This is a genomic window from Calidifontimicrobium sp. SYSU G02091 (assembly GCF_022631395.1).
In the GTDB taxonomy this organism is placed as follows: domain Bacteria; phylum Pseudomonadota; class Gammaproteobacteria; order Burkholderiales; family Burkholderiaceae_C; genus Calidifontimicrobium; species Calidifontimicrobium sediminis.
This window is the reverse complement of sequence record NZ_JALBGB010000004.1, coordinates 164,881-189,917: the sequence shown is the minus strand read 5'-3', so window position 1 is coordinate 189,917 and position 25,037 is coordinate 164,881. Positions and strand designations below refer to the sequence as shown.

The following is a 25,037-nucleotide window of genomic DNA, read 5'->3' as shown; positions in this document are numbered from 1 at the left end:
GCACTGCGCAGCGCCGCTCAGGCCGCAGGCGCGGCGTCGCGCCGCACGCGGAACCACGCCGCGTACATCGCCGGCAGTGCGAGCAGCGTCAGCGCGGTGGCCACGACGAGGCCGCCCATGATCGCGACCGCCATCGGGCCCCAGAACACGCTGCGCGACAGCGGGATCATCGCCAGCACCGCGGCCGCGGCGGTCAGCACGATCGGCCGAAAGCGCCGCACCGCCGCCTCGACGATCGCGTCCCACGCCGGCACGCCGCGCGCGCGGTCCTGCTCGATCTGGTCGATCAGGATCACCGAGTTGCGCATGATCATCCCCGACAGCGCGATCACGCCGAGCAGCGCGACGAAGCCGAACGGCCGGTCGAGCAGCAGCAGCGCGGCGGCCACGCCGGCGATGCCCAGCGGACCGGTCAGGAACACCAGCAGCGCGCGGCTGAAGCTGTGCAGCTGCAGCATCAGCAGCGTGAAGATGATGAACAGCATCACCGGCACGCCGGCGGCGATCGAGCCCTGTCCCTTGCTGCTCTCGGCCACGGCGCCGGCGACGACGATGTCGTAGCCGGGCGGCATCCGTTGCTTGATCTTGCTCAACTCGGGCCACAGCTGCGCCGTCACGGTCGCGCCCTGCAAGCCCTCGGCGACGTCGCCTTGCACCGTCACCGCGTACTGGCGCTGTTCGCGCCACAGCACGCCGGGCTCCCAGCCGACCTCGATGCGCGCGACCTGTGTGAGCGGCACGGCACGCCCGTTCGCGGTGGGCAGGTAGGCGTCGGCGAGGTCGGTGATCGCACGGCGCTCGTCCTCGGGCTGGCGCAGCACGATGTCGAGCCGCTTGTCGCCCTCGCGGTACTGGCCGATCGTCGTGCCTGACAGGATCGTGCGCGACGCCTGCGCGATCGACTGACTCGTCACGCCGAGCGCGCGCGCCTTGTCCTGGTCGACCTGCAGCCGCAGCGCGAGCACCGACTCGTTCCAGTTGTCGTTGACGCCGCGCAGGTTCGGGTTGGCACGCATCGCGTCCTTGACCTCGTCGGCCCAGCGGCGCACGCCGGCCACGTCGGGGCCGACGACGCGGAACATCACCGGGTACGACACCGGCGGCCCGTTGGGCAGCAGCTTGACGCGACCGCGCACCTCGGGGAACTCGGCGGCCAGGATCGCCGGCAGTGCGCGGCGCAGCCGTTCGCGCTCGGCCAGGCTCGCCGGCAGCACGATCGCCTGGCTGACGTTGGGCTGCGGGAAGATCTGGTCCAGCGGCAGGTAGAAGCGCGGCACGCCCGAGCCGACCCAGGTCGTCACGCTGGCCACCCCGGGCTCGGCCATCAGGCGCGCCTCGAAGCGCCGCGCGACCTCGGCGCTGGTCTCGATCGCGGTGCCCTCGGGCAGCCACAGGTCGACCAGCAGCTCGGGCCGGTTCGAGTCGGGGAAGAACTGCTGCTGCACGCGCCCCATGCCGGCGAGGCCGAGCGCGAAGGTCAGCAGCGTCGCACCGATCGTCAGCCAGCGGTGACGCACGCACCAGCCGACCGTCGCGCGGAAGCGGTTGTAGAACGGTGTGTCGAACAGCTCGTGCGGCCCCTCGCCGGCGGCGTCGACCTGGGCCCTGACGCGCAGCAGCCGCCAGCCCAGCCACGGCACGAAGTACACCGAGACGAGCCACGAGATCACGAGCGCCGCCGCCGTGACGGCGAAGATCGCGAACGTGTACTCGCCGGTGGCCGACTTCGCCAGCCCGATCGGCAGGAAGCCGGCGGCCGTGATCAGCGTGCCGGTGAGCATCGGCTTGGCGGTGACGTCGAACGCGAAGGTCGCCGCGCGCAGGCGGTCGTAGCCCTCCTCGAGCTTGCGCACCATCATCTCGACGACGATGATCGCGTCGTCGACGAGCAGGCCCAGCGCGATGATCAGCGAGCCCAGCGAGATCTTGTGCAGGCCCACGCCCCAGTAGTACATCGCGACGAAGGTGATCGCCAGCACGAGCGGGATCGTGATCGCCACCACCAGCCCCGGCCAGACGTCGATGCGCAGCGGCCGCGTGTGCAGCCCGAGGCTGACGAAGCTGACCGCCAGCACGATGACCAGCGCCTCGACGAGCACCTTGACGAACTCGCCGACCGAGCGGCTGACGGCCTGCGGCTGGTCCTGCACCTGCACGAGTTCGACCCCGGCCGGCAGCTCGGCGCGCAGGCGCTGCGCCTCGGCGCGCAGCGCCTTGCCCAGCGCGATGATGTCGCCACCGGGCGCCATCGACACGCCCAGCGCGATCACGTCGCGCCCCTGGTGGCGCACCATGACGGCCGGCGGGTCGGCGTAGTCGCGGCGGATCGTCGCCAGGTCGCCCAGGCGCAGCGTGCTCGCCTGGCCGGTGGCGGGGTTGACGGCGCGGATCGGCAGCCGCGCGAGGTCGTCGACCGACGTGAATGCGCCGGCCACGCGCACCTGCACGTTGACGCCGCCAGCGTCGAGCACGCCGGCGCCCTCGACGGCGTTCTGCGCGCCGATCTGGGCGATCACCTGATTCATGTCCAGGCCCAGCTGCGCGAGGCGGCGCTGCGGGATCTCGACGAACAGCTTTTCCGGCTGCACGCCGAACTGCGTGACCTTGGCCACGTCGCGCACGCGCAGCAGCCGCTCGCGCACCATGTCGGCGAACTCGCGCAGCTCCTCGCGACTGAAGCCGTCGGCCGACAGCGCGAAGATCGAGCCGTAGACGTCGCCGAACTCGTCGTTGAACACCGGCCCGATCACGCCGGCCGGCAGCGTCGCGCGCATGTCGCCGACCTTCTTGCGCACCTGGTACCAGACGTCGGGCACCGCCTGCGGCGGCGAGTCGTCGGCCAGCTGCAGCAGCGTCAGCGACTCGCCCGGCTTGGTGTAGCTGCGGATCACGTCGGCGTGCGGGACTTCCTGCAGCGTCTTCTCGATGCGGTCGGTGACCTGCTCGGCCATCTGCTGCGCCGTCGCGCCGGGCCAGAACGCCTGCACGACCATCGCGCGGAACGTGAACGGCGGGTCCTCGTCCTGGCCGAGCTGGAAGTACGCCGCGCCGCCGAGCAGCAGCAGCACGATCATCAGGTAGCGCGTCAGCGGGGCGTGCTCGATCGCCCAGCGCGAGACGTTGAAGCGCGATGCGGTCAAGGCCGGCCCCACGGTGCGTCGACGGTGCCGCGCGCCTCAGCGCCCCGCCGGCGCCGGGGCGGCAGTGCGGCTGCCGGCCGCGTCGGCGGACGCACCGTGCTGCGTCACCTTCTGCCCCGCTGTCAGCACATGGACGCCGGCCGTGACGACGACGTCGCCGTCCGCGAGCCCGCTCGCGACGAGCGCGACGTTGCCCTCGGTACCGGCCACGCCGACCGGGCGCGGCTGCACCGTCGACGTCGCCGCATCGACGACCCACACCGTGGTCTTTCCCTGCCGCTCGAACAGCGCCGTCAGCGGCAACCTGACGACGCCTTCACGCCGCGGCAGCGCGGCGGTCACGGTGGCCGTCTGCCCCAGGCGCACCGGCGCGTCGCCGACGTCGGCCTTGACGAGGAAGGTGCGCGTGAGCGGGTCGGCCGCGGCGGCGACTTCGCGCACGCGCGCAGGAAACGGCGCAGCGTCGCTGCCCCACAGGCGCACCGTCAGCGCACCGGGTGTCGCCGCGATCGCACGCAGCCGGTCAAGCTGGTCCTCGGGCACCGAGAACACGACGTCGCGCGGCCCATCGTGCGCGACGCGCAGCGCGGGGCTGCCGGCGGCGAGCACCGCCCCCGGCTCGGCCTCGACGGCGGTGACGACACCGGCCGTGTCGGCGCGCAACTCGGCGTAGCGCGCGAGGTTGGCCTGCACGCCGGCCTGCGCGCGGGCCTGCGCGAGTTGCGCCTGCGCCGCCTTCAGCGCCGTGTCGTAGCGGCTGAACTGCGCGTCGCTGATGAACCCCTGCTCGCGCAGCGCGCCGAAACGCTGCACGTCGGCCTCAGCCTGCGCGAACTGCACCTGCGCGGCCTGCAGCGCCGCCTGCGCGGCGTCGCTGCCCAGCCGCAGGTTGTCGGCGTCCAGACGCGCGAGGACTTGGCCGGCGCGCACCGGCTCGCCGAGGTTCACGCGCCGCTCGACGAGCCGGCCGCCCACCTCGAACGCGAGCCTCGACTCGGTGCGCGCGCGCACCTCGGCCGCGAACTGCTGCGTCGGCTGCGCGCCGGAGCGGCCCACGGTGACGGTGCGCACTGCGCGCACCGGCTCTGGCGACGGCGCGGGTCGCGAGCACGCGGCCAGCGCCACGCTCGCGGCAAGCAGCAGGGGCACGAACGCACGCATCGGGAACCTCGTCGGCGAACGCGCGACGAGCGCGGCATTCAGCATGCCGCGGCGCGACGCCACATTAATGACTGACCGGTCAGTACTGTAGGGACCGCCGCGCACCGTGTCAAGCAGCGAAGGTGCCGCCGCGAGGGGCGCCCGCCGCGGCGTGGACAATCACGCCGGTGAGCGTCGACCATTACGAGAATTTCCCCGTCGCGTCGTGGCTGTGCCCGCCGGCGTTGCGTCCCGCCGTGCAGGCGCTGTACTGGTTCGCGCGCACCGCCGACGACCTCGCCGACGAGGGCGACGTGCCGGCCTGCGAACGCCTGGCGCGGCTGGCCGCGTACCGCGCCGAACTGGCCCGCGTGCTCGCCGACGCCCCCCCTGCCCCCGGCCCCTGGCGCACCGTCTTCGAGCCGCTGCAGCAGGCCGTGCGCCGGCACCGGCTGCCCGCGGCGCCGCTGTTCGACCTGCTCAGCGCGTTCGAGCAGGACGTGCACCCGCCGACTTACGCCGACCGCGCCGCGCTGCTCGACTACTGCCGCCGCTCGGCCAATCCGATCGGCCGCCTGCTGCTGCACCTGTACCGCGTCGACGACGCCACCGCGCTGGCGCGCTCGGACGCCGTGTGCAGCGCACTGCAGCTGATCAACTTCTGGCAGGACCTCGGCGTCGATGCGCCGCGCGGGCGCCACTACGTGCCGCTGGCCGACGCGCGCCGCCACGGCGTGACGCTGGCGCAGCTCGAGGCCCGAGACGACACCCCGGCGGTGCGCGCGCTGGTGCGCGACCTGTGCGCGTGGGCGCGTGCGCTGATGCTCGACGGCGCGCCGCTGGCGCACGACCTGCCCGGGCGCATCGGCTGGGAACTGCGCCTCGTCGTGCAAGGGGGCCTGCGCGTGCTCGACCGCATCGCGCGGCTCGATCACGCGACACTGCGGCAACGCCCGACGCTGGGCGCCGCCGACGCGCTGCCGCTGCTGTGGCGTGCGCTGACGATGCGCCCGACGCCCGCAGCGCTGGAGCGCGCGGCATGACCCCCGAGCAGTACGTGCAGGACAAGGCCGCGCGCAGCGGCTCGTCGTTCTACTACGCGTTCAAGTTCCTGCCACCGCGCCGGCAGGCAGCGATCACGGCGTTCTACGCCTTCTGCCGCGAAGTCGACGACGTCGTCGACGAGGTCCACGACCCCGGCGTCGCCGCGACCAAGCTGGCCTGGTGGCGCCGCGAGGTCGACGCCGCCTTCGCCGGCGCGCCGACGCACCCGGTGACGCGAGCGCTGCTGCCGCTGGCCGCCGAGCACGCGATCACCGCCGCGCAGCTGCAGCAGGTCATCGACGGCTGCGAGATGGACCTTCGGCAGACGCGCTACCTCGACTTCGCGTCGCTGGCCCGCTACTGCCACCTGGTGGCCGGCGTCGTCGGCGAGGTGTCGGCCAACATCTTCGGGCGCACGCGCGACGAGACGGTCGCCTACGCGCACCGGCTCGGCCTGGCGATGCAGCTGACGAACATCATCCGCGACGTCGGCGACGACGCGCGGCGCGGGCGCATCTACCTGCCGCTGGACGAGTTGCAGCGCTTCGACGTCAAGGCGCACGAGCTGCTGCGCCGCGAGCCGCCGTGGGGCTACAGCGAGCGCTTCGAGGCGCTGATGCGCTTCCAGGCCGAGCGCGCGCACCGGCTGTTCGACGAGGCGCGCGCGCTGCTGCCCGCGGTCGACCGCCGCGCGCAGCGCCCCGGTCTGATGATGGCGACGATCTACCGCACGCTGCTGCAGGAGATCGAGGCGACGGGCTTTCGCGTGCTGCACCAGCGCGTCGCGCTGACGCCGCTGCGCAAGGCGTGGCTGGCGATGTGCACGCACTGGCGCGAACGCTGATGCGCGTGGCCGTCGTCGGCGGCGGCTGGGCCGGCATCGCCGCGGCCGTGCACGCGACCCGCGCCGGCCACGCCGTCACGCTGTTCGAGATGGCCGCGCAGCTCGGCGGGCGCGCGCGCAGCGTCGCCGCCGGCGGCGCACGGCTCGACAACGGCCAGCACATCCTGATCGGCGCCTACGTCGAGACACTGGCGCTGATGCGCACCGTCGGCGTCGACCCGCAGGAAGTGCTCGCACGGCAGCCGCTCGCCCTCGTCGGGCCCGACGGCCAGGGGCTGCGGCTGCGCCGCGGGCCGGCCGTGCCGGCGTTCGTCGCTGCCGTGCTGCGTCACCGCGGCTGGTCGTGGCGCGAGCGCGCGGCCCTCTTGCGCCACGCGGCTGCCTGGGCGCTCGCGGGCTTCGAGGCCGACGCGGCGTGCACCGTCGAGCGCCTGTGCGCCGCGATGCCGCAGCGTGTGCGCGACGAACTGGTCGCGCCGCTGTGCGTCGCCGCGCTCAACACGCCGGCACCCGAGGCGAGCGCGCAGGTCTTCTTGCGCGTGCTGCGCGACGCGCTGTTCGCCGGACGCGGCGCGGCCGACCTGCTGCTGCCGCGCGCCCCGCTGTCCGAAGTGCTGCCGGCACCGGCCCTCGCGTGGCTGCAGGCTCACGGCAGCCGAGTCCGCCTGGGCCATCGCGTGCAGACGCTGACCGCCGCCACCGCCGGCTGGACCGTCGACGGCGAGGACTTCGACGCCGTCGTGCTCGCGTGCACGGCACACGAGGCGGCGCGGCTGGCGCGTGCCGTCGCGCCGGCGTGGGCGGCGCAGACGGCCGCGTTCGAGTACCAGCCGATCGTGACCGTCTACCTCGACAGTGCGGGCACACGCCTGCCGCAGCCGATGACCGCGCTGCCTGACGGGCCCGACGCGCCGGCGCAATATCTGTTCGACCATGGCGCGCTCGGCGCGTGCGCCGGCCGCTTCGCGGCCGTCGTCAGCGGCGCGCGCGCGTGGACGCAGCGCGGTCTGGAGGTCACGGCCGAGGCCGTGCGCCAGCAACTGCTCGACGCTTTCGCGCCCGGCACGTGGCGCTCGCCGCCACTCGTGCGGCGCGTGCTCGCCGACAAGCGCGCCACCTTCGCCTGCACGCCGGGGCTGCAACGGCCCGCCACGGTGCTGGCGCCGCGCCTGTGCGCCGCCGGCGACTATGTCGCCGGCCCGTACCCGGCCACGCTCGAAGGTGCCGTGCGTGCCGGCAAGGCCGCCGCCGCTGCGCTGACCTGAAGCCTGAAGCGCGCGCCGGTCACCGACGAAGCCAGCGCGCCCGGCTCCGGTTCCAGCTCGCGCACCGCGCTTTCGCCATGCAGGAACGCCGGCGGCGGCGCACAATACCGCCATGCGAAAAAAGGACGGCCACACCCCGGCAATCCAGGTGCTCGAGCGCACGTTCGCGCTGCTCGACGTCCTGGCGGCACACAACGAACCGATGGCGCTGAAGGACATCAGCGAGCGCACGGGCCTGCACCCATCGACGGCGCACCGCATCCTCAACGACCTGGCCGCCGGTCGCCTCGTCGACCGCCCCGAGCCCGGCAGCTACCGGCTGGGCATGCGCCTGCTCGAACTGGGCAACCTCGTCAAGGCGCGGCTCGACGTGCGCGAAGCCGCGCTGGCCCCGATGCGCGAACTGCATCGGCTGACGCACCAGCCGGTGAACCTGTCGGTGCGCCAGGGCGACGAGATCGTCTACATCGAACGCGCGTACAGCGAGCGCTCCGGGATGCAGGTCGTGCGCGCGATCGGCGGGCGCGCGCCACTGCACCTGACCTCGGTGGGCAAGCTGTTCCTCGCCTACGACGAGCCGGCACGCGTGCGCGCGTACGCGACGCGCACCGGGCTGGCGGGCCACACGCGCAACAGCATCACCGATCTGCCTCGCCTCGAGCGCGAGCTGGCACAGGTGCGCCAGAGCAACGTCGCGCGCGACGACGAGGAGCTCGAGGTCGGCGTGCGCTGCATGGCCGCCGGGATCTTCGACGACCAGAACCGGCTCGTCGCCGGACTGTCGATCTCGGCGCCGGCCGACCGCCTCGACGAGGCGTGGGTCGACAAGCTCAGGGCGACGGCGGCGCAGATTTCGGCGGCATTGGGCCACCGCCCGCGATGAGCCCGAGGCGGGGATCGCCCACCGTCACAGCGGCCGCGACTTGCCCGCGCCGGTGTCGTGGTCCCCGTGGCCGAGCAGCCAGCGGCGCAGCCGCTCGGCATCGGCGATGCGCGAGTAGCGGCCGGCCGAGTCGAGCAGCACCATGATCAGGTTGCGCCCGGCGAGCTCGGCCTGCATCACGACGCAGCGGCCGGCTTCGGCGATGTAGCCGGTCTTCTGCAGGCCGATCGACCACTCGGGGTTGCGCACCAGCCCGTTCGAATTGCGGAACTGCATCGCGTGCGAGCCGACGGCGACCTGCGCCTCGGGCGACGTCGACAGCTCGCGGATCAGGTCGTGCTGGTACGCGGCCTTGACGAGCAGTGCCAGGTCACGCGCACTCGAGCGGTTGCGGCTCGACAGGCCGGTGGGCTCGACGTAGCGCGTGTCGTGCATGCCCAGCAGCGCGGCCTTCGCGTTCATCGCCTCGACGAAGGCCGCGAGGCCACCGGGGTAGTGGCGGCCGAGCGCATTGGCGGCACGGTTCTCCGACGACATCAGCGCCAGGTGCAGCATCTCGCCGCGCGTCAGCTGCGTGCCCAGCCGCAGGCGCGAACCCGTGCCCTTCTCGGTGTCGACGTCGTCCTGCGTGATCGTCAGCACCTCGTCGAGCGGCTGCTTCGCTTCGATGACGACGAGCGCGGTCATCAGCTTGGTGATCGAGGCGATCGGCAGCACGGCCTGCGGGTTCTTGCTGAACAGCACCTCGTCGGTGTCCTGGTCGACGACGAGTGCGACGCTGGACTTCAACGCCAGCGGGTCGGGCGTGCTGTGCAGACCGTAGACCTGCCCGAGCGAAGGCCTCGCCGCAGCGGCCGCGACGACCGCGCGCCGGTTGGTCTTCGGCGTGGCCTTCGTGCGCGGGGCGGCCTTCTTCGTGCTCGATTTCTTGGCCGCGGCCGCCTGGGCGTGCGTCGCCGCCGCATGAGCGCCACCCACCGGCAGCGCGCACGCGAGTGCAGCCACCAGGCATCCGACCGACCACCACCGCCACCCCATCGCCGACCTCCAGGCCTTGCGGCTCCCAACGCCGTCCCACGTTATCGGCGCAGTGTAGGAGAAGCTTGGAACGCAAGCAAGATCAGGAACTTGCAAAACGTTCCTCAAGTTTGGATCGGCATCCGGCTGACCCGGATCGTCGCTTCAGCCCTGCGCCGCGACCCGTTCGGTATTGCTGTGCAGCTTGTTCAACGCCGCCAGGTAGGCCTTGGCCGACGCGACGACGATGTCCGGGTCGGCACCGACGCCGTTGACGACGCGGCCGCCGAGTTGCAGGCGCACCGTGACCTCCCCCTGCGATTCTGTGGAGCCGCTGGTGATCGCATTGACCGAATACAGCAGCAGTTCGGCGCCAGACTTCACCTTCGACTCGATGGCCTTCAGGCTCGCGTCGACGGGGCCGTTGCCGTCGCTCTCGGCGTGGTGCTCCTCGTTGCCGATCGCCAGCGTGACGCTCGCGTGCGGGCGCTCGCCGGTCTCCGAGTGCTGCGCGAGCGAGAGCAGACGGTAGTGCTCCTGCTCGGCGGTGACGCTCTCGTCGCCGACCAGCGCGATGATGTCTTCGTCGAAGATCTCGCTCTTGCGGTCGGCGAGGTCCTTGAAGCGGGCGAACGCGGCGTTGATCTCGGCCTCGGACTCGAGCTCGATGCCCAGCTCCTGCAGCCGCTGCTTGAACGCGTTGCGCCCGCTCAGCTTGCCGAGCACGATCTTGTTCGCCGCCCAGCCGACGTCCTCGGCACGCATGATCTCGTAGGTGTCGCGCGCCTTGAGCACGCCGTCCTGGTGGATGCCGCTCGCGTGCGCGAACGCGTTGGCGCCGACCACCGCCTTGTTCGGCTGCACGACGAAGCCGGTGGTCTGGCTGACCATGCGGCTGGCGGGCACGATCTGCGTCGTGTCGATGCCGACGTCGAGCCCGTAGTAGTCGCGCCGGGTCTTGACCGCCATCACGACTTCCTCGAGCGAGCAGTTGCCCGCGCGCTCGCCCAGGCCGTTGATCGTGCACTCGACCTGGCGCGCGCCGCCGATCTTGACGCCCGCCAGCGAGTTCGCCACCGCCATGCCGAGGTCGTTGTGGCAGTGCACGCTCCAGATCGCCTTGTCCGAGTTCGGGATGCGCTCGCGCAGCTGGCGGATGAAGTGGCCGTACAGCTCGGGCACCGCGTAGCCGACGGTGTCGGGGATGTTGATCGTGCCGGCGCCCTCGGCGATCACGGCCTCGAGCACCTGGCACAGGAAGTCGGGGTCGCTGCGGTAGCCGTCCTCGGGCGAGAACTCGACGTCGTCGCACAGGTTGCGCGCGAAGCGCACCGCGAGCTTCGCCTGCTCGAGCACCTGCTCGCGCGTCATGCGCAGCTTCTTGGCCATGTGCAGCTCGCTGGTGGCGATGAAGGTGTGGATGCGCGCGCGCGGCGCGCCCTTGAGCGCCTCAGCCGCGCGCGCGATGTCGCGGTCGTTGGCGCGCGCGAGGGAACACACCGTCGACTCCTTGATGTGGTCGGCGATCGCCTTGACGGCCTCGAAGTCGCCGTTGCTCGACGCCGCGAACCCCGCCTCGATCACGTCGACGCGCAGCCGCTCGAGCTGGCGCGCGATGCGCAGCTTCTCGTCTTTGGTCATCGAGGCACCGGGTGACTGCTCGCCGTCGCGCAGCGTGGTGTCGAAGATGATCAGCTTGTCGCTCATGACGTTCTCTCCAGGGCAAGTTCGGGGTCGTTGCACGCAGCCCCATCGCCTCAAAGCAAACGGCCCGCTGCGTTGCGCTGGCGGGCCGTTGATCGGGGAAGGACTCGGACGGTTCGTTCGGACGTGGTCGATCAGCGCACCCGCGGGGCACGTAGGAGCGCTAGCACGAGGAGGTCGCGGCCGAAATCCATGCTCGAAATGTAGCACGCCGCCGTGCGGCGCGTGCCAGCGCGGCTCAGGAGTGCAGCCCCTTCTCGTCGGGCTCGTCGGTCGAGGTGGCGATCACGCTGACCGGCTTGCCCTTGCTCTTGCGCCACGCATACACGGCATACCCCGACAAGCCGTAGACGCAGAACAGCGCGAACAGCACGGTGGGCGGGTGGATCGTGATCAGCGCGATGCCCAGCGCGATCGCGACGACGACGATGAACGGCACCGACTTGCGGAAGTTGACGTCCTTGAAGCTGTAGAACGGCACGTTGGTCACCATCGTCAGCCCGGCGTACAGCGTCAGCGCGAACGCGCCCCACGCGAGCCAGTCGATGCGCGTCGCGCCGCGGACCCCGGCGTCGTCGACGATCCAGATGAAGCCGACGACGAGCGCGGCCGCGGCCGGGCTCGGCAGCCCCTGGAACCAGCGCTTGTCGACGACGCCGATGTTGGTGTTGAAGCGCGCGAGCCGCAGCGCCGCGCAGGCGCAGTAGATGAAGGCGGCGATCCAGCCGAGCTTGCCCAGGCCGCTGAGCGCCCACACGTAGACGATCACGGCCGGTGCCGCGCCGAAGCTGACCATGTCGGCCAGGCTGTCCATCTGCTCGCCGAAGGCACTCTGCGTGTTCGTCAGTCGCGCGACGCGCCCGTCGAGGCTGTCGAGCACCATCGCCGCGAAGATGCCGATCGCCGACTGTTCGAAGCGGCCGTTGATCGCCATCACGATGCCGTAGAACCCGCCGAACAGCGCCGCCACTGTGAACAGGTTCGGCAGGATGTAGATGCCCTTGCGGCGCGGGCGCACGGCAGGCGCGTCGTCGTCGGGCTCGGGGTGGGCGGTCGGTTCCGTCATGGGGCGCGAGGATACCGCGGGCCGGGCAATGAAAAGGGCCGCCGATGGCGGCCCTCCGGCACGGCACGCAGCGCGCTCAGTTGCGGCTCTTGTCGACCAGCTTGTTGGCCTTGATCCACGGCATCATCGCGCGCAGCTTCTCGCCGACGACCTCGATCTGGTGCTCGGCCATCAGCCGCCGGCGCGACAGCAGCGTCGGCGCGCCAGCACGGTTCTCGAGGATGAAGCTCTTGGCGTACTCGCCGGTCTGGATGTCGCGCAGCGCCTGGCGCATCGCCTTCTTCGTTTCCTCGGTGACGATCTTCGGCCCGGTCACGTACTCGCCGTACTCGGCGTTGTTCGAGATCGAGTAGTTCATGTTCGCGATGCCGCCTTCGTAGATCAGGTCGACGATCAGCTTGAGTTCGTGCAGGCACTCGAAGTACGCCATCTCGGGCGCGTAGCCGGCCTCGACCAGCGTCTCGAAGCCGGCCTTGATCAGCTCGACGGTGCCGCCGCACAGCACGGCCTGCTCGCCGAACAGGTCGGTTTCGGTCTCCTCGCGGAAGTTGGTCTCGATGATGCCGGCCTTGCCGCCGCCGTTGGCCGCCGCGTACGACAGCGCCAGGTCGCGCGCCTTGCCGCTCCTGTCCTGGTGCACCGCGATCAGGTGCGGCACGCCGCCGCCTTGCGTGTAGGTGCTGCGCACCGTGTGGCCCGGCGCCTTCGGCGCCACCATCCACACGTCGAGGTCGTCGCGCGGCACGACCTGGCCGTAGTGCACGTTGAAGCCGTGCGCGAACGCGAGCGAGGCCCCCTGCTTGATGTGCGGCTCGACGTCGTTCTTGTAGACGGCGGCGATCTGTTCGTCGGGCAGCAGGATCATCACGACGTCAGCGCCCTTGACCGCCTCGGCGACCTCGGCGACCTTCAGCCCCGCCTTCTCGACCTTGGCCCAGCTCGCGCCGCCGCGACGCAGACCGACGGTGACCTTGACACCGCTGTCGTTGAGGTTCTGCGCGTGCGCATGGCCCTGCGAGCCGTAGCCGATGATCGCGACCTGCTTGCCCTTGATCAGGCTCAGGTCGGCGTCCTTGTCGTAGTAGACCTTCATGGTTCTCTCCAGAAAGATGCTGCGGAACGGGGGCGGGCTCGATGCAGCCGAATCAAGCGGCCGCCGCGGCACCGGCTTGGCCGGACCGCTGGCGGCGCCCCCTTGAGGGGGAGGCGCCGAAGGCGCTTCGGGGGTCGGTCACACGCGGAGGATGCGCTCGCCGCGGCCGATGCCGCTGGCGCCGGTGCGCACCGTCTCGAGGATCGCCGCGCGGTCGATCGCGACGAGGAACGCGTCGAGCTTGGCGCCGTCGCCGGTCAGCTCGATCGTGTAGGTCTTCTCGGTCACGTCGATGATGCGGCCGCGGAAGATGTCGGCCATGCGCTTCATCTCCTCGCGCTCCTTGCCGACGGCGCGCACCTTGACGAGCATCAGCTCGCGCTCAGTGTAGCTGCCCTCGGTGAGGTCGACGACCTTGACGACCTCGATCAGACGGTTCAGGTGCTTGGTGATCTGCTCGATCACCTCGTCGCTGCCGGTGGTCACGATCGTCATGCGCGACAGCGATGCGTCTTCCGTCGGCGCGACGGTCAGGCTCTCGATGTTGTAGCCGCGCGCCGAGAACAGCGCCACGACGCGCGACAGCGCACCGGGCTCGTTCTCGAGCAGTACCGCGATGATGTGTCTCATGGGGTTCGTCCTTCGCGCTCTTCAGCGGCCGCCGCGGTAACGGCGGCGCCTTGGCCACGCCCTTCGAATGTCAGTGAATCGGAAATGGGGTCCTCGGCCGTTGGCCGGCGCCGCGCCGGGGCCCGGGGCAGCGCGGTGACGCCACCTCGCCCGCCGGCGTGCGCCGGGTCACAGGTCCTCGGAGCCGAGCAGCATCTCGGTGATGCCCTTGCCGGCCTGCACCATCGGCCAGACGTTCTCGGTCGGGTCGGTGCGGATGTCGAGGAACACGGTGCGGTCCTTCAGCCGGATCGCCTCGCGCAGCGCCGGCTCGACGTCGGCGGGCTTCTCGATCAGCATCCCGACGTGCCCGTACGCCTCGGCGAGCTTGACGAAGTCGGGCAGCGCGTCCATGTAGCTGTGCGAGTAGCGCCCGCCGTAGTCGAGCTGCTGCCACTGGCGCACCATGCCGAGGTAGCGGTTGTTCAGCGAGATGATCTTGACCGGCGTGTCGTACTGCTTGCAGGTCGACAGTTCCTGCAGGCACATCTGGATGCTGCCCTCGCCGGTGATGCAGAACACGTCGGCCTGCGGCCGCGCGAGCTTGATGCCCATCGCATACGGCAGGCCGACGCCCATCGTGCCGAGTCCGCCGGAATTGATCCAGCGGCGCGGCTGCTCGAAGCCGTAGAACTGCGCGGCCCACATCTGGTGCTGGCCGACGTCCGAGGTGATGTAGCAGTCGCTGCCCCGGGTCAGCTCCCACAGCGTCTCGACGACGTACTGCGGCTTGATGACCTCGTGGCTCTTGCGATAGGCCAGGCAGTTGCGGCCGCGCCACTCGTTGACCTGCGCCCACCACGTGCCGAGCGCCTGCGCGTCGATCTTCTGCTGCGACTCGCGGATCTGCGCGATCAGCTCGACGAGCACTTCCTTCACGTCGCCGACGATCGGGATGTCGACCTTCACGCGCTTGGAGATGCTCGACGGGTCAATGTCGATGTGGATGATCTTGCGTTCGACCTGCGCGAAGTGCTTTGGGTTGCCGATCACGCGGTCGTCGAAGCGCGCACCGACGGCGAGCAGCACGTCGCAGTGCTGCATCGTCATGTTGGCCTCGTAGGTGCCGTGCATCCCGAGCATGCCGAGGAATTTCGGGTCGCTCGCGGGAATCGCACCGAGCCCCATCAGCGTGTTCGTGCACGGCGCGCCGAGCAGGTCGACGAGCTCGCGCAGTTCGGCCGACGCGTTGCCCAGAATCACGCCGCCGCCGGTGTACACGTAGGGCCGCTTGGCGTTCATCAGCAGCTGCACGGCCTTGCGGATCTGGCCGCCGTGGCCCTTGCGCACCGGGTTGTACGAGCGCATCTCGACCTTGTCCGGATAGTGGAACGGGCAGGTCTTGAGCGAGACGTCCTTCGGGATGTCGACGACGACGGGGCCGGGACGGCCGGTGCGCGCGATGTGGAACGCCTTCTTGATCGTCAGCGCGAGGTCGCGCACGTCCTTGACGAGGAAGTTGTGCTTGACGATCGGGCGCGTGATGCCCACCGTGTCGCATTCCTGGAACGCGTCCAGCCCGATCGCCGGCGTCGGCACCTGGCCGGTGATGATCACCATCGGGATCGAGTCCATGTACGCGGTGGCGATGCCGGTCACGGCATTCGTCACGCCGGGACCCGACGTCACCAGCGCGACGCCGACCTCGCCAGTGGCCCGCGCATAGCCGTCCGCTGCGTGCACCGCGGCCTGCTCGTGGCGCACGAGCACGTGCTGGATGCTGTCTTGCTTGTACAGCGCGTCGTAGATGTAAAGCACCGCGCCGCCGGGGTAGCCCCAGAGGTACTTGACCCCTTCGGCCTGGAGGCAGCGGACGAGGATTTCCGACCCGTTGGGGTCGGCGGTGGAGGTGTGCGGTTGTGCCTGGGCGTCCAGGACGGAGGCACGCTTGACTTCCGCGGCAGACATGTCCATTTCGAACCTCTGTGAATTTCTCTGACGAAAAACCATCGGTGTCCCTCCTCGCGCCCTCGTGAGGCGGAATCGGAACCTGCGCGGTCAAAAACGGGGCGCCCGGGTCGGCCACCCTGCTCGAGACCCGAAAAGAGCGTTGTGCGACCGCACATTATGGCACCGCCGAACGCGCCGACACCCGGTGTGATAATCGCGCCCGCTTCGCGCGGGCCACGCCCGCCTGCCTGCCGCCCGCGCCGCCTTGGCCACCGAACAAGAGCTCGACGAGTTCCTCCGCGACGTCGAACGACGCGCCTTCAAGCGCACCGCGTACACGGTGCGCGACGAGGAAGCCGCGCTGGACATCGTGCAAGACGCGATGATCCGCCTCGTCGAGCGCTACGCCGACCGGCCGGCCGCCGAGCTGGCACCACTGTTCCAGCGCATCCTCGGCAATGCGACGATGGACTGGTTCCGGCGCCAGCGCGTGCGCGACGGCGTCGTGCAAAACCTGTCGGACTTCGAGGGCGGCAGCGACGACGGTGATTTCGACCTGCTCGAGCGGCTGGAAGCGCTGCACGCAGGCGTCGGCGTCGAGGGCGCCGACAGCTCGGTGGCGCGCCAGCAGGTGCTGGCGGCGATCGAAGACGAGGTCGCGCGCCTGCCGGCGCGTCAACGGGAGGCGTTCCTGCTGCGTTACTGGGAGGAGTTGGACGTTGCCGAGACGGCGCAGGCGATGGGCTGCACCGAAGGCAGCGTCAAGACCCACTGCTCGCGCGCGGTGCACGCCCTCGCGCGGGCATTGCGTTTGCGAGGAATCGTGCCATGACCACGCCACCGTCACCGCTGTCCGCCGCCCGTCCGCCGCTCGTGCGCGAGGCGCTCGAGGTGCGCTTCGGCGAGCGCGTGGCGGCACACCTCGACGAGGCCGCTGCCGCGTTGCCGCCGGACATCGTCGCGCGGCTCGGCCGCGCGCGCCAGGCCGCCGTGCTGCGACTGCGCCACGAGCGCCAGGCGGCGGCCGGCACCGTCACCGTCGGGGCAGGCACCGCCGCCCGCCACGCGCCGTCGTCGCAGCCCCGCTGGCAGCGCGCACTGGCCTGGGTACCGCTGCTCGCGATGGTGCTCGGGGTCTGGGCCATCGGCGAGTACCAGGCGCAGCGTCGCGTGCAGGCGGCTGCCGAGATCGACGCACGCCTGTTGACCGACGTGTTGCCGCCGGCGGCCTACGCCGACCCGGGGTTCACCCAGTTCCTGCGCGAAGGGGGGCAGCGTTGACGTTGCACCCCCGCCGGCAGCCGATCGAGCGGGACTGGCCACGCAGCGCGGCCGCGTGCGCGGTCGGCGTGGCGCTGCTCGCGCCGCTCGCGACGCCGGCGCAGCCGGCGGGGACGGCGCCGCGCCCCGCGGTGGCCGCCGCCAACGCCGTGCCGTGGTCGTCGCTGACGCCGAGCCAGGCGCGCGTGCTCGCGCCGCTCGCGCCGGTGTGGTCCACGCTGGAGCCCGAGCGACAGCGCAAGTGGCTCGAGCTCGCGTCGCTGTACCCGCGCATGTCGGCGGCCGACCAGCAGCGCCTGCGCGAGCGCATGAACGAATGGGCCGCGATGAGCCCGGAAGAGCGTCGTCGCGCCCGGCTCGAGTTCCAGCGCGCCAGTGCGATCAGCCCGCAGGAGCGGCAGGCGCGGTGGGAAGCCTACCGCGCGCTGCCGCCCGAGGAGCGCCAGCGGCTGGCCGAACAGGCCGAGCAGGCCGCGGCGGCGCGCAAGGGCAAACCCAGCGCCGAGGCGGCGCGCCCCGCCGTCGTGCGTGCATCACCGCCCGGCAGTGATCGCCCCGTGACGCCGGGGACGGTGCAGGCGGCGCCCGGCGCGTCGACGCGCCCCGTGACGCGCTCGGCGGAGCCGCCGCGCCACCAGCAGGCCGGGCTGCCGAAGATCGCCGCGACGCCCGACTTCGTCGACCGCAGCACGCTGTTGCCGCGCCGAGGCGCGCAGGCGGCTGCGGTGCGCAACCCGGGCGGTCCCGCACAGATCGAGCCCGACGGCGCGCAATGAGCGCCGCACCGCCCTCGGCGGGCGCGGCCGCGACGCCTGGCATCGCGCGCCGACTCGCGAGCTTCGTCTACGAGGGCGTGCTGCTGTTCGGCGTCGTGATGATCGCCGGCTACCTGTATTCGTCGCTGACGCAGCAGCGCCACGCGCTGGAAGGGCGCGCCGGCCTGATGGCGTTCCTGTTCGTCGTGCTGGCGATCTATTTCGTCTGGTTCTGGTCGCACGGCGGCCAGACGGTGGCGATGAAAGCATGGCACGTGCGGCTGGTCACGGCCGACGGCGGTCCGGTGTCGCAGATGCGCGCGCTGGCGCGCTACCTGCTGAGTTGGGTGTGGTTCCTGCCCGCGCTGGCCACGGCGCACTTCGCCGGACTCAAGTCGTCCCTGGCGGTGTTCACGCTGATGACGGTGGGCGTGCTCGCCTACGCGGCGCTGGCGTGGCTGCACCCGCAGCGGCAGTTCTGGCACGATGCGGTGTGCGGCACACGGCTGGTGCACTGGAACCCGCCGCGGCCGCCGAAGCCGGCGCAGCGCTGACGGCCGCGCCGGCCCTCCCTTCCCTACACCCCGCGAAAAGCCATGTCCCTGTCGCTGTGCGTCTACTGCGGCTCGCGCCTGGGCGACTCGCCGGTCTTCGAGCACGCCGCACGCTCGCTCGGCGAACGCCTGGCCGCACGCGGCGGGCGCCTGGTCTACGGCGGCGGACGCGTCGGGCTGATGGGCATCGTCGCCAACGCGGTGCTGCGTGGCGGCGGCCAGGTCGTCGGCGTCATTCCGCAGGCGCTGATGCAGCGCGAGGTCGGGCACGCCGGGCTGACCGAGCTGCATGTCGTGCAGACGATGCACGAGCGCAAGCAGCGGATGGCCGAAAGCGCCGATGCCTTCGTTGCGCTGCCCGGCGGCATCGGCACGCTCGAAGAGCTGTACGAGGTGTGGTCGTGGCAGCAGCTGGGCTACCACGACAAGCCGGTCGCGCTGCTCAACGTCGACGGCTATTACGACGCGCTGCTGCGATTCATGGACATCTGCCACCGCCGCGGCTTCGTGTCGGATGCACAGCACGCGGCGCTGATCGTCGACGACGACGTCGAACGCCTGCTCGACCGCGTCGGCGCCGCCGCCGCGAAGGCGACGGCCCCCGACGACTACAGCCGCATCTGAAAGCCCGCGGCGGCGTCAGATCGCCGCTTCGTCGGTCTCGCCGGTGCGGATGCGCACGACCTGCTCGACCGGGGTCACGAAGATCTTGCCGTCGCCGATCTTGCCGGTCTTCGCGCTCGCGACGATGGCCTCGATCGCGCGCTCGACGTCGCTGTCCTTGACGACGACCTCGATCTTCACCTTCGGCAAGAAGTCGACGACGTACTCGGCGCCCCGATACAGCTCGGTGTGGCCCTTCTGCCGGCCGAAGCCCTTGACCTCGGTGACGGTCAGCCCCGACACGCCGACCTGACCGAGCGCTTCGCGCACTTCCTCGAGCTTGAACGGTTTGATGATGGCGGTGATCTGCTTCATCGCGCACTCCGAAGGCTGGACACTGCGCACGATTTAAGCACGGAACTTCGACGTGATGGGGTAGCGCCAGTCGCGCCCGAAGGCTCGGTGCGTGATGCGGATGCCCACCGGCGCCTGCCGGCGCTTGTACTCGTTGACCTTGATCAGGTGCGCGACGCGCTCCACCGTGGTGCGCTCGAAGCCGGCCGCGACGATCTCGTCGATGCTCTGGTCGTCCTCCATGTAGCGCGCGAGGATCGCGTCGAGCACGTCGTACGGCGGCAGGCTGTCCTGGTCGGTCTGGTTGGGCTTCAGCTCGGCCGACGGCGGCCGCGTGATGATGCGCTCGGGGATCACCGGCCCGACGCTGCCGTCGGCGCGCACCGTCGGCTGGCGGTTCTTCCACTCCGCGAGGCGGTAGACGAGGGTCTTGGCGACATCCTTGATCACCGCGAAGCCGCCGGCCATGTCGCCGTACAGCGTGCAGTAGCCGGTGGCCATCTCGCTCTTGTTGCCGGTCGTCAGCACGATCGCGCCGGTCTTGTTCGACAGCGCCATCAGCAGCGTGCCGCGGATGCGCGCCTGGATGTTCTCTTCCGTCGTGTCCTCGGCGCGGCCGGCGAACAGTGGCGCCAGGCTGGTGCGGAACGCGTCGAACATCGGTGCGATCGGGATCTCGTCGTGGTGCACGCCGAGGCGGCGCGCCATCTCGCGCGCATCGAGCCACGAGATCTCGGCCGTGTACGGCGACGGCATCATCACGGTGCGCACGCGTGCGGCGCCCAGCGCGTCGACCGCGATCGCGAGCACCAGCGCCGAGTCGATGCCGCCCGACAGACCGATGATCGCGCCGGGGAATCCGTTCTTGCCGACGTAGTCGCGCACGCCCAGCACCAGTGCGCCCCAGGCCTGCGCGAGCGGGTCGGGCATCGGCGCGATCGCGCCGCGCACGTCACCGCCGTCGATCGTCACCGCGAGCAGCGCCGGCTCGAAGCTCGGTGCGCGCGCCGCGAGCCTGCCGTGCGCATCGACGGCGAACGACGCGCCGTCGAACACGACCTCGTCCTGGCCACCCACCAGGTGCGCATAGACCAGCGGCAAACCGACGTCGCGCGCGCGCTCGGCCATGCGCGCCTCGCGCTCCTGCGCCTTGTCGAGGTGGAACGGCGACGCATTGAGCACCGCCAGCACCTGCGCGCCGGCGGCCTTCGCGCTGCGCGCCGGCTCGTCGAACCACGCGTCCTCGCAGATCAGCAGGCCCACGCGCACGCCGTGGACGTCGAACACGACGGGGCCATGGCCGGCGTCGCGGCCCGACGCGAAGTAGCGCCGCTCGTCGAACACCTGGTAGTTCGGCAGTTCGCGCTTGCAGTAGGTCGCGATCACGCGCCCCCCTGCGAGCACCGAGGCCGCGTTGAAGCGCTGCTGCACCGCGAGCGACTTGGTCCTAACATCGCCGCGCGCGCCGAACTGGTGCGGGTGTCCGACCACCAGATGCAGTCCCTCGCAGTCCGCCAGTTCCGCCGCCAGCTGCTCGAGCCGGCGCGCGCAGGCCTGCATGAAGGCCGGGCGCAGCAGCAGGTCCTCGGGCGGGTAGCCGCTGAGCGCGAGCTCGGGAGCGACGACGACCTGCGCACCGCCCGCGTGCGCGTCGCGCGCCGCCTGCGCGATCTTGCGCGCGTTGCCGTCGAGATCGCCGACGGTGGCGTTGATCTGCGCCAGCGCGACGTTCAGCATCGGTAGCCTTGCATGGCGGGCGACGGATCCACTGCGAACGATTATGTCATCCGGGTCCACGACGACCCGGCCGCTATCGACGCCTCGGCGTGGAACGCGCTGCTCGCCGCGCAGCCCGCACCGACGCCGTTCCTGCGCCACGAGTACCTCGCCGCACTGCACACCTCGGGCAGCGCGGTGCCGGCCACCGGCTGGGCGCCGCAGTTCGTGACCATCGAGCGCGGCGCCGACCTCGTCGGCGCCTGCGCGCTGTACCTGAAGGGCCATTCGTACGGCGAGTACGTGTTCGACTGGGCGTGGGCCGACGCCTACCGCCGCGCCGGCCTGCCGTACTACCCGAAGCTGCTCGCCGCAGTGCCGTTCACGCCGGTGGCGGGCACGCGGCTGCTCGCGCGCGACGACGCCGTGCGCGACGTGCTCGTGCACACGCTGTCGGCGCTGGCCACCTCGCTGAAGCTGTCGTCGGTGCACGTGCTGTTCGTCGACGACGCCGACCGCGCGGCGTTCGAGCGCGCCGGCTGGCTGCTGCGCGAGGGCGTACAGTTCCACTGGACGCAGCGCGCCGCCGCGCCGCTCGCGAGCTTCGACGACCTGCTCGCGAGCCTGCAGCGCGACAAGCGCAAGAAGATCGCGCAGGAACGGCGCCGCGTCGCCGAGGCCGGGGTCACGTTCACGGTGCACCGCGGCGCCGAGATCGACGACGGGCTGTGGGACTTCTTCCACGACTGCTACACGCGGACCTACCGCGCGCACCGCTCGACGCCGTACCTGACGCGCGCGTTCTTCGGTGCGATGGCACGCACGATGCCCGAGGCCTGGCTGCTGTTCGTCGCGTGGCGCGGCGGCGAGCGCATCGCCGCGTCGCTGCTCGCCGTCGACGACGCGCGCCGCAGCGCATACGGCCGCTACTGGGGCTGCACCGAGTACGTGCCGTGCCTGCACTTCGAGGCCTGCTACTACCGTCCGCTGGCGTGGTGCCTCGAGCACGGTTACCTGCGCTTCGAAGGCGGCGCGCAGGGCGAGCACAAGATGGCGCGCGGGCTGCTGCCGGTGCGCACGACGTCGGCGCACTGGTTGCGCGACGCGCGCTTCGCGCGCGCGGTGGCCGACTTCGTCGCGCGCGAGGGCGAACACGTCGCGCTGTACGTCGACGAGCTGAACGAGCGTAACCCGTTCAAGCCGCCCGCCGAAGGCACCGGCGGCGCTACGGCTGCCTGAAGTCGCCGGCGAGCGCGCGCACGAAAGCCGCCGGGTCGAGGTGGCGGCGCAGCGCCGCATTGACCTGCGCCGGCGTCAGCGCGGCGATCGCCTCGTCGACCTGCTGCGACACCGCCATCGTGCGGCCGAGATACAGATTGGCCGCCAGTGCGCCGGCCAGCCGCTCGTCCTGCGCGCGCGACAGGCGGCGGAACGCCAGCAGCGATTCGCGCGCCGCGCGCACCTCGTCGTCGCTGAATCCCTCGTCGAGCGCGCGCCGGATCTCCTCGGCGAACGCGCGCTCGACGGCGTCGCGGTTGGCCGGCGCGAAGATCGCGCCGGCGCCCCACACCGAGTGCGGCTCGTGGCTGCTCCAGTCGACGTAGCTCCAGGTGCCGTACGACAGCCCGTCCTTCTCGCGGATGCGCCGCCACAGCCGCGAGTCGCCACCCCTGCCGAGCATGAAGTTGGCCAGCGTGAACGCGGCGTAGTCGGCGTCGGTGTCGGCGAGCGCGACGCGCTGCTGCACGGCGAGCACCGCGTTCTGCTTGTCGGGCGTGAGCCGCTGCAGCCGCGCCGGTGGCGGCGCATACCACGGCCGCGGCACCCGCGCGTACGGCTCGGGCGCCGTCCAGCCGCCGAACGCCCGCTCGACGGCGGCGCGCAGCGCATCGGCGTCGAAGTCGCCGACGGCAGCGAACTGCGCGTGCGCGCTGCCGTAGAAGCGGCGGTGGAACTCGCGCAGCTGCGCCAGCGTGACGGCGCGCACGTCGTCGGCGCGCTCGTCGAAGCTGCGTGCGTGGCGCACGTCGCCGCGCGGGTAGGGGTTGCCGTGCCGAGCGAGCGCGAGGTCGGCGATGGCCTGCGGGTCGTCGCGCTGCGACGCGATGCCTGCCAGCGCCTGACGCCGCACCTCCTCGAGCGCGTCGGGCGGCAGCGCCGGCTCGCGCAGCAGCGACGCCACCAGCGCGACGGCTTCGGCCGCGTGCTCGCGCCGCGTGCGCAGCGACACCGTCAGCACGCCGCCGCGCGCGGCGATATCGAGCTCGGTGCGCAGCGCGTCGAGCCGGTCCTCGATCTGCTGGCGCGTGAGCCCACCGCCGCCCTTGTCGAGCATCGCGGCGAGCATCGCCTCGACCTCGGCCTGGCCGGCCAGCGACTGCGCGGTGCCGTAGCGCAGCGTCAGCACGGCGTGGACGGCCTGACCGCGCGTGGGCTTGGGCAGCAGCGCGAGCTGCATGCCGTGCGCGAGCGTGACGCGCTGCGTGCGCGCCTCGATGTTCGCCGGTGACGGGTCGAACGGCGGCACGGGCGCCGCGGCCGGCGCGGGACGGAATGCCCGGAGCTGCTCGGCCACGTCGACGCGCTGCGGTGCCGGCGCGCGCACCGGCTGCGGCGTCGGCAGGTAGGTGCCCAGCGTGCGGTTGGCGACGATCAGGCGCTCGCGCGCGACGCGCTGCACGTCGGCCAGCGTCAGCGCGCGCACGCGGTCGCGCTGCAGGAAGAACAGCCGCCAGTCGCCGGCGGCGATCGCCTCCGACAGCGCGACGCCGACCTGCTGCGGATCGCTGAAGCGCAGCTCCCACGCCTTGAGCCACTTGTGGCGCGCGCGTTCGAGCTCCTCGGCCGTGACCGGCTCGCGCTCGAGACCTTCGAGCGTGTCGAGCAGCGCCGCGCGCGCGGCCTCGACGTCCTGCTGCGGCTCGAGCTGTGCGCCGAAGTAGGCCACGCCGGGCTCTTCGGTCGGCAGCGTGCCGCCGAACACGCTCGCCGCGAGCCGCTGCTCGACCAGCTGCTTGTGCAGCCGCCCCGACGGCGTGTCGCCGAGCACGATGGCGAGCACCTCGGCCGCGGCGAAGTCGGGCGCCGCCGCCGGCGGCAGGTGGTACAGCGCGAGCAGCGCCGGCGTGCCGCCGGCACGGCGCAGCGTGACGCTGCGCTCGCCGTCCTGCGCGGGGTCGAGCGTCGGCGCGAGCCAGCGCGGCTCGGCCGACCGCGCGATGGGGCCGAAGTGCTCGGCGATCCACGCCAGCGTCGCCGGCGGGTCGAAGCGGCCGGAGACGATCAGCGTCGCGTTGTCGGGGCGGTAGTGCTTGCGGTAGAACGCGCGCAGCCGCTCGATGTCGACGTTCTCGACGTCGGTGCGCGCACCGATCGTCGCGTTGCCGTAGTTGTGCCACTGGTACGCCGCGGCCAGCGAGCGCTGCAGCAGGATGCGAAACGGGCTGTTCTCGCCCATCTCCATCTCGTTGCGCACCACCGTCATCTCGGTGTCGAGGTCGCGCTGCGAGATCGTGCTGTGGACCATCGCGTCGGCCAGCCACGCGAGGTACCAGCGCAGGTGCTCGTCGTTGTCGGCGAAGCTGGCGAAGTAGTTCGTGCGGTCGACCCAGGTCGTGCCGTTGGCGCGCAGCCCGCGGCGCATGAATTCGGCCCACGGGTTCGGCGTCGTCGGCGTGCCCTTGAACAGCATGTGCTCGAGCAGGTGCGCCATGCCGGTTTCACCGTAGCTCTCGTGGCGCGAGCCGACGCGCACGGTCAGGTTGACCGTCGTCGTCGGCTTCGAGTCGTCGGCCACCAGCAGAACCTGCAGCCCGTTGGCGAGGCGGTACTCGGCGATGCCCTCGACCGAGGTCACGGCCTCGACGCCGGCGGGCAGCGCGCGTGCGGACGCTGCCAGCGACAGCGCGCCCAGCACGGTCAACACCAGCGCGTGGAGCCACAGGCGGTGGACGCGCGTCACCCGCAGCGCCGACCGCGCGAGAACGCCCGTCACTGACTGCCCCATGGTCACGCAGTGT

21 protein-coding genes are annotated in these 25,037 nt (G+C 71.6%); 10 read left to right on the top strand and 11 right to left on the bottom strand.

Going from position 1 to position 25,037, the window contains the following annotated elements:
* Positions 1 to 17: 17 nt before the first annotated feature.
* Both MOJ79_RS04710 and MOJ79_RS04705 read right to left on the bottom strand, forming a co-directional pair.
* Positions 18 to 3,140, bottom strand: coding sequence for an efflux RND transporter permease subunit (locus tag MOJ79_RS04710; RefSeq protein ID WP_259374317.1), 3,123 nt, complete (start codon positions 3,138 to 3,140; stop codon positions 18 to 20).
* Positions 3,141 to 3,176: 36 nt separating this feature from the next.
* On the bottom strand, positions 3,177 to 4,301 hold the full coding sequence (locus tag MOJ79_RS04705) for an efflux RND transporter periplasmic adaptor subunit (RefSeq protein ID WP_241923072.1): 1,125 nt from the start codon (positions 4,299 to 4,301) through the stop codon (positions 3,177 to 3,179).
* Between the two features lie 167 nt (positions 4,302 to 4,468).
* Between MOJ79_RS04705 and hpnC the strand changes: the two genes are divergently transcribed.
* The 4 genes from hpnC to MOJ79_RS04685 all read left to right on the top strand — a co-directional run bounded on the left by hpnC (position 4,469) and on the right by MOJ79_RS04685 (position 8,316).
* Entirely contained in the window at positions 4,469 to 5,323 is an 855-nt protein-coding gene (gene hpnC / locus MOJ79_RS04700; RefSeq protein ID WP_241923071.1) for a squalene synthase HpnC, read from the top strand.
* Positions 5,320 to 6,168: a presqualene diphosphate synthase HpnD gene (gene hpnD / locus MOJ79_RS04695; protein ID WP_241923070.1), complete on the top strand. Its 849-nt coding sequence runs from the start codon at positions 5,320 to 5,322 to the stop codon at positions 6,166 to 6,168. The genes hpnC and hpnD overlap by 4 nt, the downstream gene beginning before the upstream one ends.
* Positions 6,132 to 7,433, top strand: coding sequence for a hydroxysqualene dehydroxylase HpnE (hpnE, locus tag MOJ79_RS04690; protein ID WP_336606311.1), 1,302 nt, complete (start codon positions 6,132 to 6,134; stop codon positions 7,431 to 7,433). The genes hpnD and hpnE overlap by 37 nt, the downstream gene beginning before the upstream one ends.
* Positions 7,434 to 7,545: 112 nt before the next feature.
* Positions 7,546 to 8,316, top strand: a complete 771-nt coding sequence (locus MOJ79_RS04685; protein WP_119287490.1) for an IclR family transcriptional regulator — start codon at positions 7,546 to 7,548, stop codon at positions 8,314 to 8,316.
* 24 nt (positions 8,317 to 8,340) lie between these two features.
* Here the strand turns inward: MOJ79_RS04685 and pbpG are convergent, their stop codons facing one another.
* The 6 genes from pbpG to MOJ79_RS04655 all read right to left on the bottom strand — a co-directional run bounded on the left by pbpG (position 8,341) and on the right by MOJ79_RS04655 (position 15,779).
* Complete coding sequence (gene pbpG / locus MOJ79_RS04680; protein WP_241923069.1) at positions 8,341 to 9,354, bottom strand: D-alanyl-D-alanine endopeptidase; 1,014 nt, start codon at positions 9,352 to 9,354, stop codon at positions 8,341 to 8,343.
* 144 nt (positions 9,355 to 9,498) lie between these two features.
* Positions 9,499 to 11,040 (bottom strand): 2-isopropylmalate synthase, encoded by a 1,542-nt coding sequence (locus MOJ79_RS04675; protein WP_119287495.1) that lies wholly within the window; start codon positions 11,038 to 11,040, stop codon positions 9,499 to 9,501.
* A 235-nt stretch (positions 11,041 to 11,275) separates the two neighbouring features.
* On the bottom strand, positions 11,276 to 12,103 hold the full coding sequence (gene pssA / locus MOJ79_RS04670; protein WP_241923068.1) for a CDP-diacylglycerol--serine O-phosphatidyltransferase: 828 nt from the start codon (positions 12,101 to 12,103) through the stop codon (positions 11,276 to 11,278).
* Positions 12,104 to 12,179: 76 nt separating this feature from the next.
* Positions 12,180 to 13,196: a ketol-acid reductoisomerase gene (gene ilvC / locus MOJ79_RS04665; protein ID WP_119287499.1), complete on the bottom strand. Its 1,017-nt coding sequence runs from the start codon at positions 13,194 to 13,196 to the stop codon at positions 12,180 to 12,182.
* A gap of 138 nt (positions 13,197 to 13,334) precedes the next feature.
* On the bottom strand, positions 13,335 to 13,826 hold the full coding sequence (gene ilvN / locus MOJ79_RS04660; protein ID WP_119287501.1) for an acetolactate synthase small subunit: 492 nt from the start codon (positions 13,824 to 13,826) through the stop codon (positions 13,335 to 13,337).
* 168 nt (positions 13,827 to 13,994) lie between these two features.
* Complete coding sequence (locus MOJ79_RS04655; protein ID WP_241923067.1) at positions 13,995 to 15,779, bottom strand: acetolactate synthase 3 catalytic subunit; 1,785 nt, start codon at positions 15,777 to 15,779, stop codon at positions 13,995 to 13,997.
* A gap of 241 nt (positions 15,780 to 16,020) precedes the next feature.
* Between MOJ79_RS04655 and MOJ79_RS04650 the strand changes: the two genes are divergently transcribed.
* Genes MOJ79_RS04650 through MOJ79_RS04630 form a run of 5 tightly spaced genes read left to right on the top strand, consistent with a single transcriptional unit; the run spans position 16,021 to position 18,969 of the window.
* Positions 16,021 to 16,587, top strand: coding sequence for an RNA polymerase sigma factor (locus MOJ79_RS04650; protein WP_241923066.1), 567 nt, complete (start codon positions 16,021 to 16,023; stop codon positions 16,585 to 16,587).
* Positions 16,584 to 17,036, top strand: a complete 453-nt coding sequence (locus MOJ79_RS04645; RefSeq protein WP_241923065.1) for a DUF3619 family protein — start codon at positions 16,584 to 16,586, stop codon at positions 17,034 to 17,036. Before MOJ79_RS04650 ends, MOJ79_RS04645 begins: the two co-directional genes overlap by 4 nt.
* A complete protein-coding gene (locus MOJ79_RS04640; RefSeq protein WP_241923064.1) occupies positions 17,033 to 17,812 on the top strand; it encodes a DUF3106 domain-containing protein in 780 nt (259 codons plus the stop codon). Before MOJ79_RS04645 ends, MOJ79_RS04640 begins: the two co-directional genes overlap by 4 nt.
* Positions 17,809 to 18,345 carry an RDD family protein gene (locus tag MOJ79_RS04635; RefSeq protein WP_241923063.1) on the top strand — a complete coding sequence of 179 codons (537 nt, stop codon included), beginning with the start codon at positions 17,809 to 17,811 and terminating at the stop codon, positions 18,343 to 18,345. Before MOJ79_RS04640 ends, MOJ79_RS04635 begins: the two co-directional genes overlap by 4 nt.
* Before the next feature lie 42 nt (positions 18,346 to 18,387).
* On the top strand, positions 18,388 to 18,969 hold the full coding sequence (locus tag MOJ79_RS04630) for a TIGR00730 family Rossman fold protein (RefSeq protein WP_241923062.1): 582 nt from the start codon (positions 18,388 to 18,390) through the stop codon (positions 18,967 to 18,969).
* 15 nt (positions 18,970 to 18,984) lie between these two features.
* Here MOJ79_RS04630 and MOJ79_RS04625 read toward each other — a convergent pair whose 3' ends face one another.
* Together MOJ79_RS04625 and MOJ79_RS04620 are read right to left on the bottom strand one after the other, a co-directional pair.
* Positions 18,985 to 19,323 (bottom strand): P-II family nitrogen regulator, encoded by a 339-nt coding sequence (locus tag MOJ79_RS04625; protein ID WP_119287516.1) that lies wholly within the window; start codon positions 19,321 to 19,323, stop codon positions 18,985 to 18,987.
* A 33-nt stretch (positions 19,324 to 19,356) separates the two neighbouring features.
* Positions 19,357 to 21,039 (bottom strand): NAD+ synthase, encoded by a 1,683-nt coding sequence (locus MOJ79_RS04620; RefSeq protein ID WP_241923061.1) that lies wholly within the window; start codon positions 21,037 to 21,039, stop codon positions 19,357 to 19,359.
* Positions 21,040 to 21,051: 12 nt separating this feature from the next.
* Here MOJ79_RS04620 and MOJ79_RS04615 point away from each other — a divergent pair, with 12 nt between their 5' ends.
* Positions 21,052 to 22,257: a GNAT family N-acetyltransferase gene (locus MOJ79_RS04615; RefSeq protein ID WP_241923060.1), complete on the top strand. Its 1,206-nt coding sequence runs from the start codon at positions 21,052 to 21,054 to the stop codon at positions 22,255 to 22,257.
* Here MOJ79_RS04615 and MOJ79_RS04610 read toward each other — a convergent pair.
* The gene (locus tag MOJ79_RS04610) at positions 22,244 to 24,979 is read right to left on the bottom strand and encodes a M16 family metallopeptidase (protein ID WP_241923059.1); all 2,736 of its coding nucleotides are present in this window, start codon (positions 24,977 to 24,979) and stop codon (positions 22,244 to 22,246) included. The genes MOJ79_RS04615 and MOJ79_RS04610 overlap by 14 nt on opposite strands.
* Positions 24,980 to 25,037: the final 58 nt, after the last annotated feature.

What these genes read in the sequence shown, in the direction of transcription:
- MOJ79_RS04685 (WP_119287490.1), top strand. Translation starts at nt 7,546, where the DNA reads ATGCGAAAAAAGGACGGCCACACCCCGGCAATCCAGGTGCTCGAGCGC.
- MOJ79_RS04630 (WP_241923062.1), top strand. Translation starts at nt 18,388, where the DNA reads ATGTCCCTGTCGCTGTGCGTCTACTGCGGCTCGCGCCTGGGCGACTCG.
- MOJ79_RS04655 (WP_241923067.1), bottom strand. Translation starts at nt 15,779, where the DNA reads ATGGACATGTCTGCCGCGGAAGTCAAGCGTGCCTCCGTCCTGGACGCC.
- MOJ79_RS04675 (WP_119287495.1), bottom strand. Translation starts at nt 11,040, where the DNA reads ATGAGCGACAAGCTGATCATCTTCGACACCACGCTGCGCGACGGCGAG.
- ilvC (WP_119287499.1), bottom strand. Translation starts at nt 13,196, where the DNA reads ATGAAGGTCTACTACGACAAGGACGCCGACCTGAGCCTGATCAAGGGC.
- ilvN (WP_119287501.1), bottom strand. Translation starts at nt 13,826, where the DNA reads ATGAGACACATCATCGCGGTACTGCTCGAGAACGAGCCCGGTGCGCTG.
- pbpG (WP_241923069.1), bottom strand. Translation starts at nt 9,354, where the DNA reads ATGGGGTGGCGGTGGTGGTCGGTCGGATGCCTGGTGGCTGCACTCGCG.
- MOJ79_RS04705 (WP_241923072.1), bottom strand. Translation starts at nt 4,301, where the DNA reads ATGCGTGCGTTCGTGCCCCTGCTGCTTGCCGCGAGCGTGGCGCTGGCC.
- hpnD (WP_241923070.1), top strand. Translation starts at nt 5,320, where the DNA reads ATGACCCCCGAGCAGTACGTGCAGGACAAGGCCGCGCGCAGCGGCTCG.
- pssA (WP_241923068.1), bottom strand. Translation starts at nt 12,103, where the DNA reads ATGACGGAACCGACCGCCCACCCCGAGCCCGACGACGACGCGCCTGCC.
- MOJ79_RS04645 (WP_241923065.1), top strand. Translation starts at nt 16,584, where the DNA reads ATGACCACGCCACCGTCACCGCTGTCCGCCGCCCGTCCGCCGCTCGTG.
- MOJ79_RS04615 (WP_241923060.1), top strand. Translation starts at nt 21,052, where the DNA reads ATGGCGGGCGACGGATCCACTGCGAACGATTATGTCATCCGGGTCCAC.
- MOJ79_RS04625 (WP_119287516.1), bottom strand. Translation starts at nt 19,323, where the DNA reads ATGAAGCAGATCACCGCCATCATCAAACCGTTCAAGCTCGAGGAAGTG.
- MOJ79_RS04635 (WP_241923063.1), top strand. Translation starts at nt 17,809, where the DNA reads ATGAGCGCCGCACCGCCCTCGGCGGGCGCGGCCGCGACGCCTGGCATC.
- MOJ79_RS04620 (WP_241923061.1), bottom strand. Translation starts at nt 21,039, where the DNA reads ATGCTGAACGTCGCGCTGGCGCAGATCAACGCCACCGTCGGCGATCTC.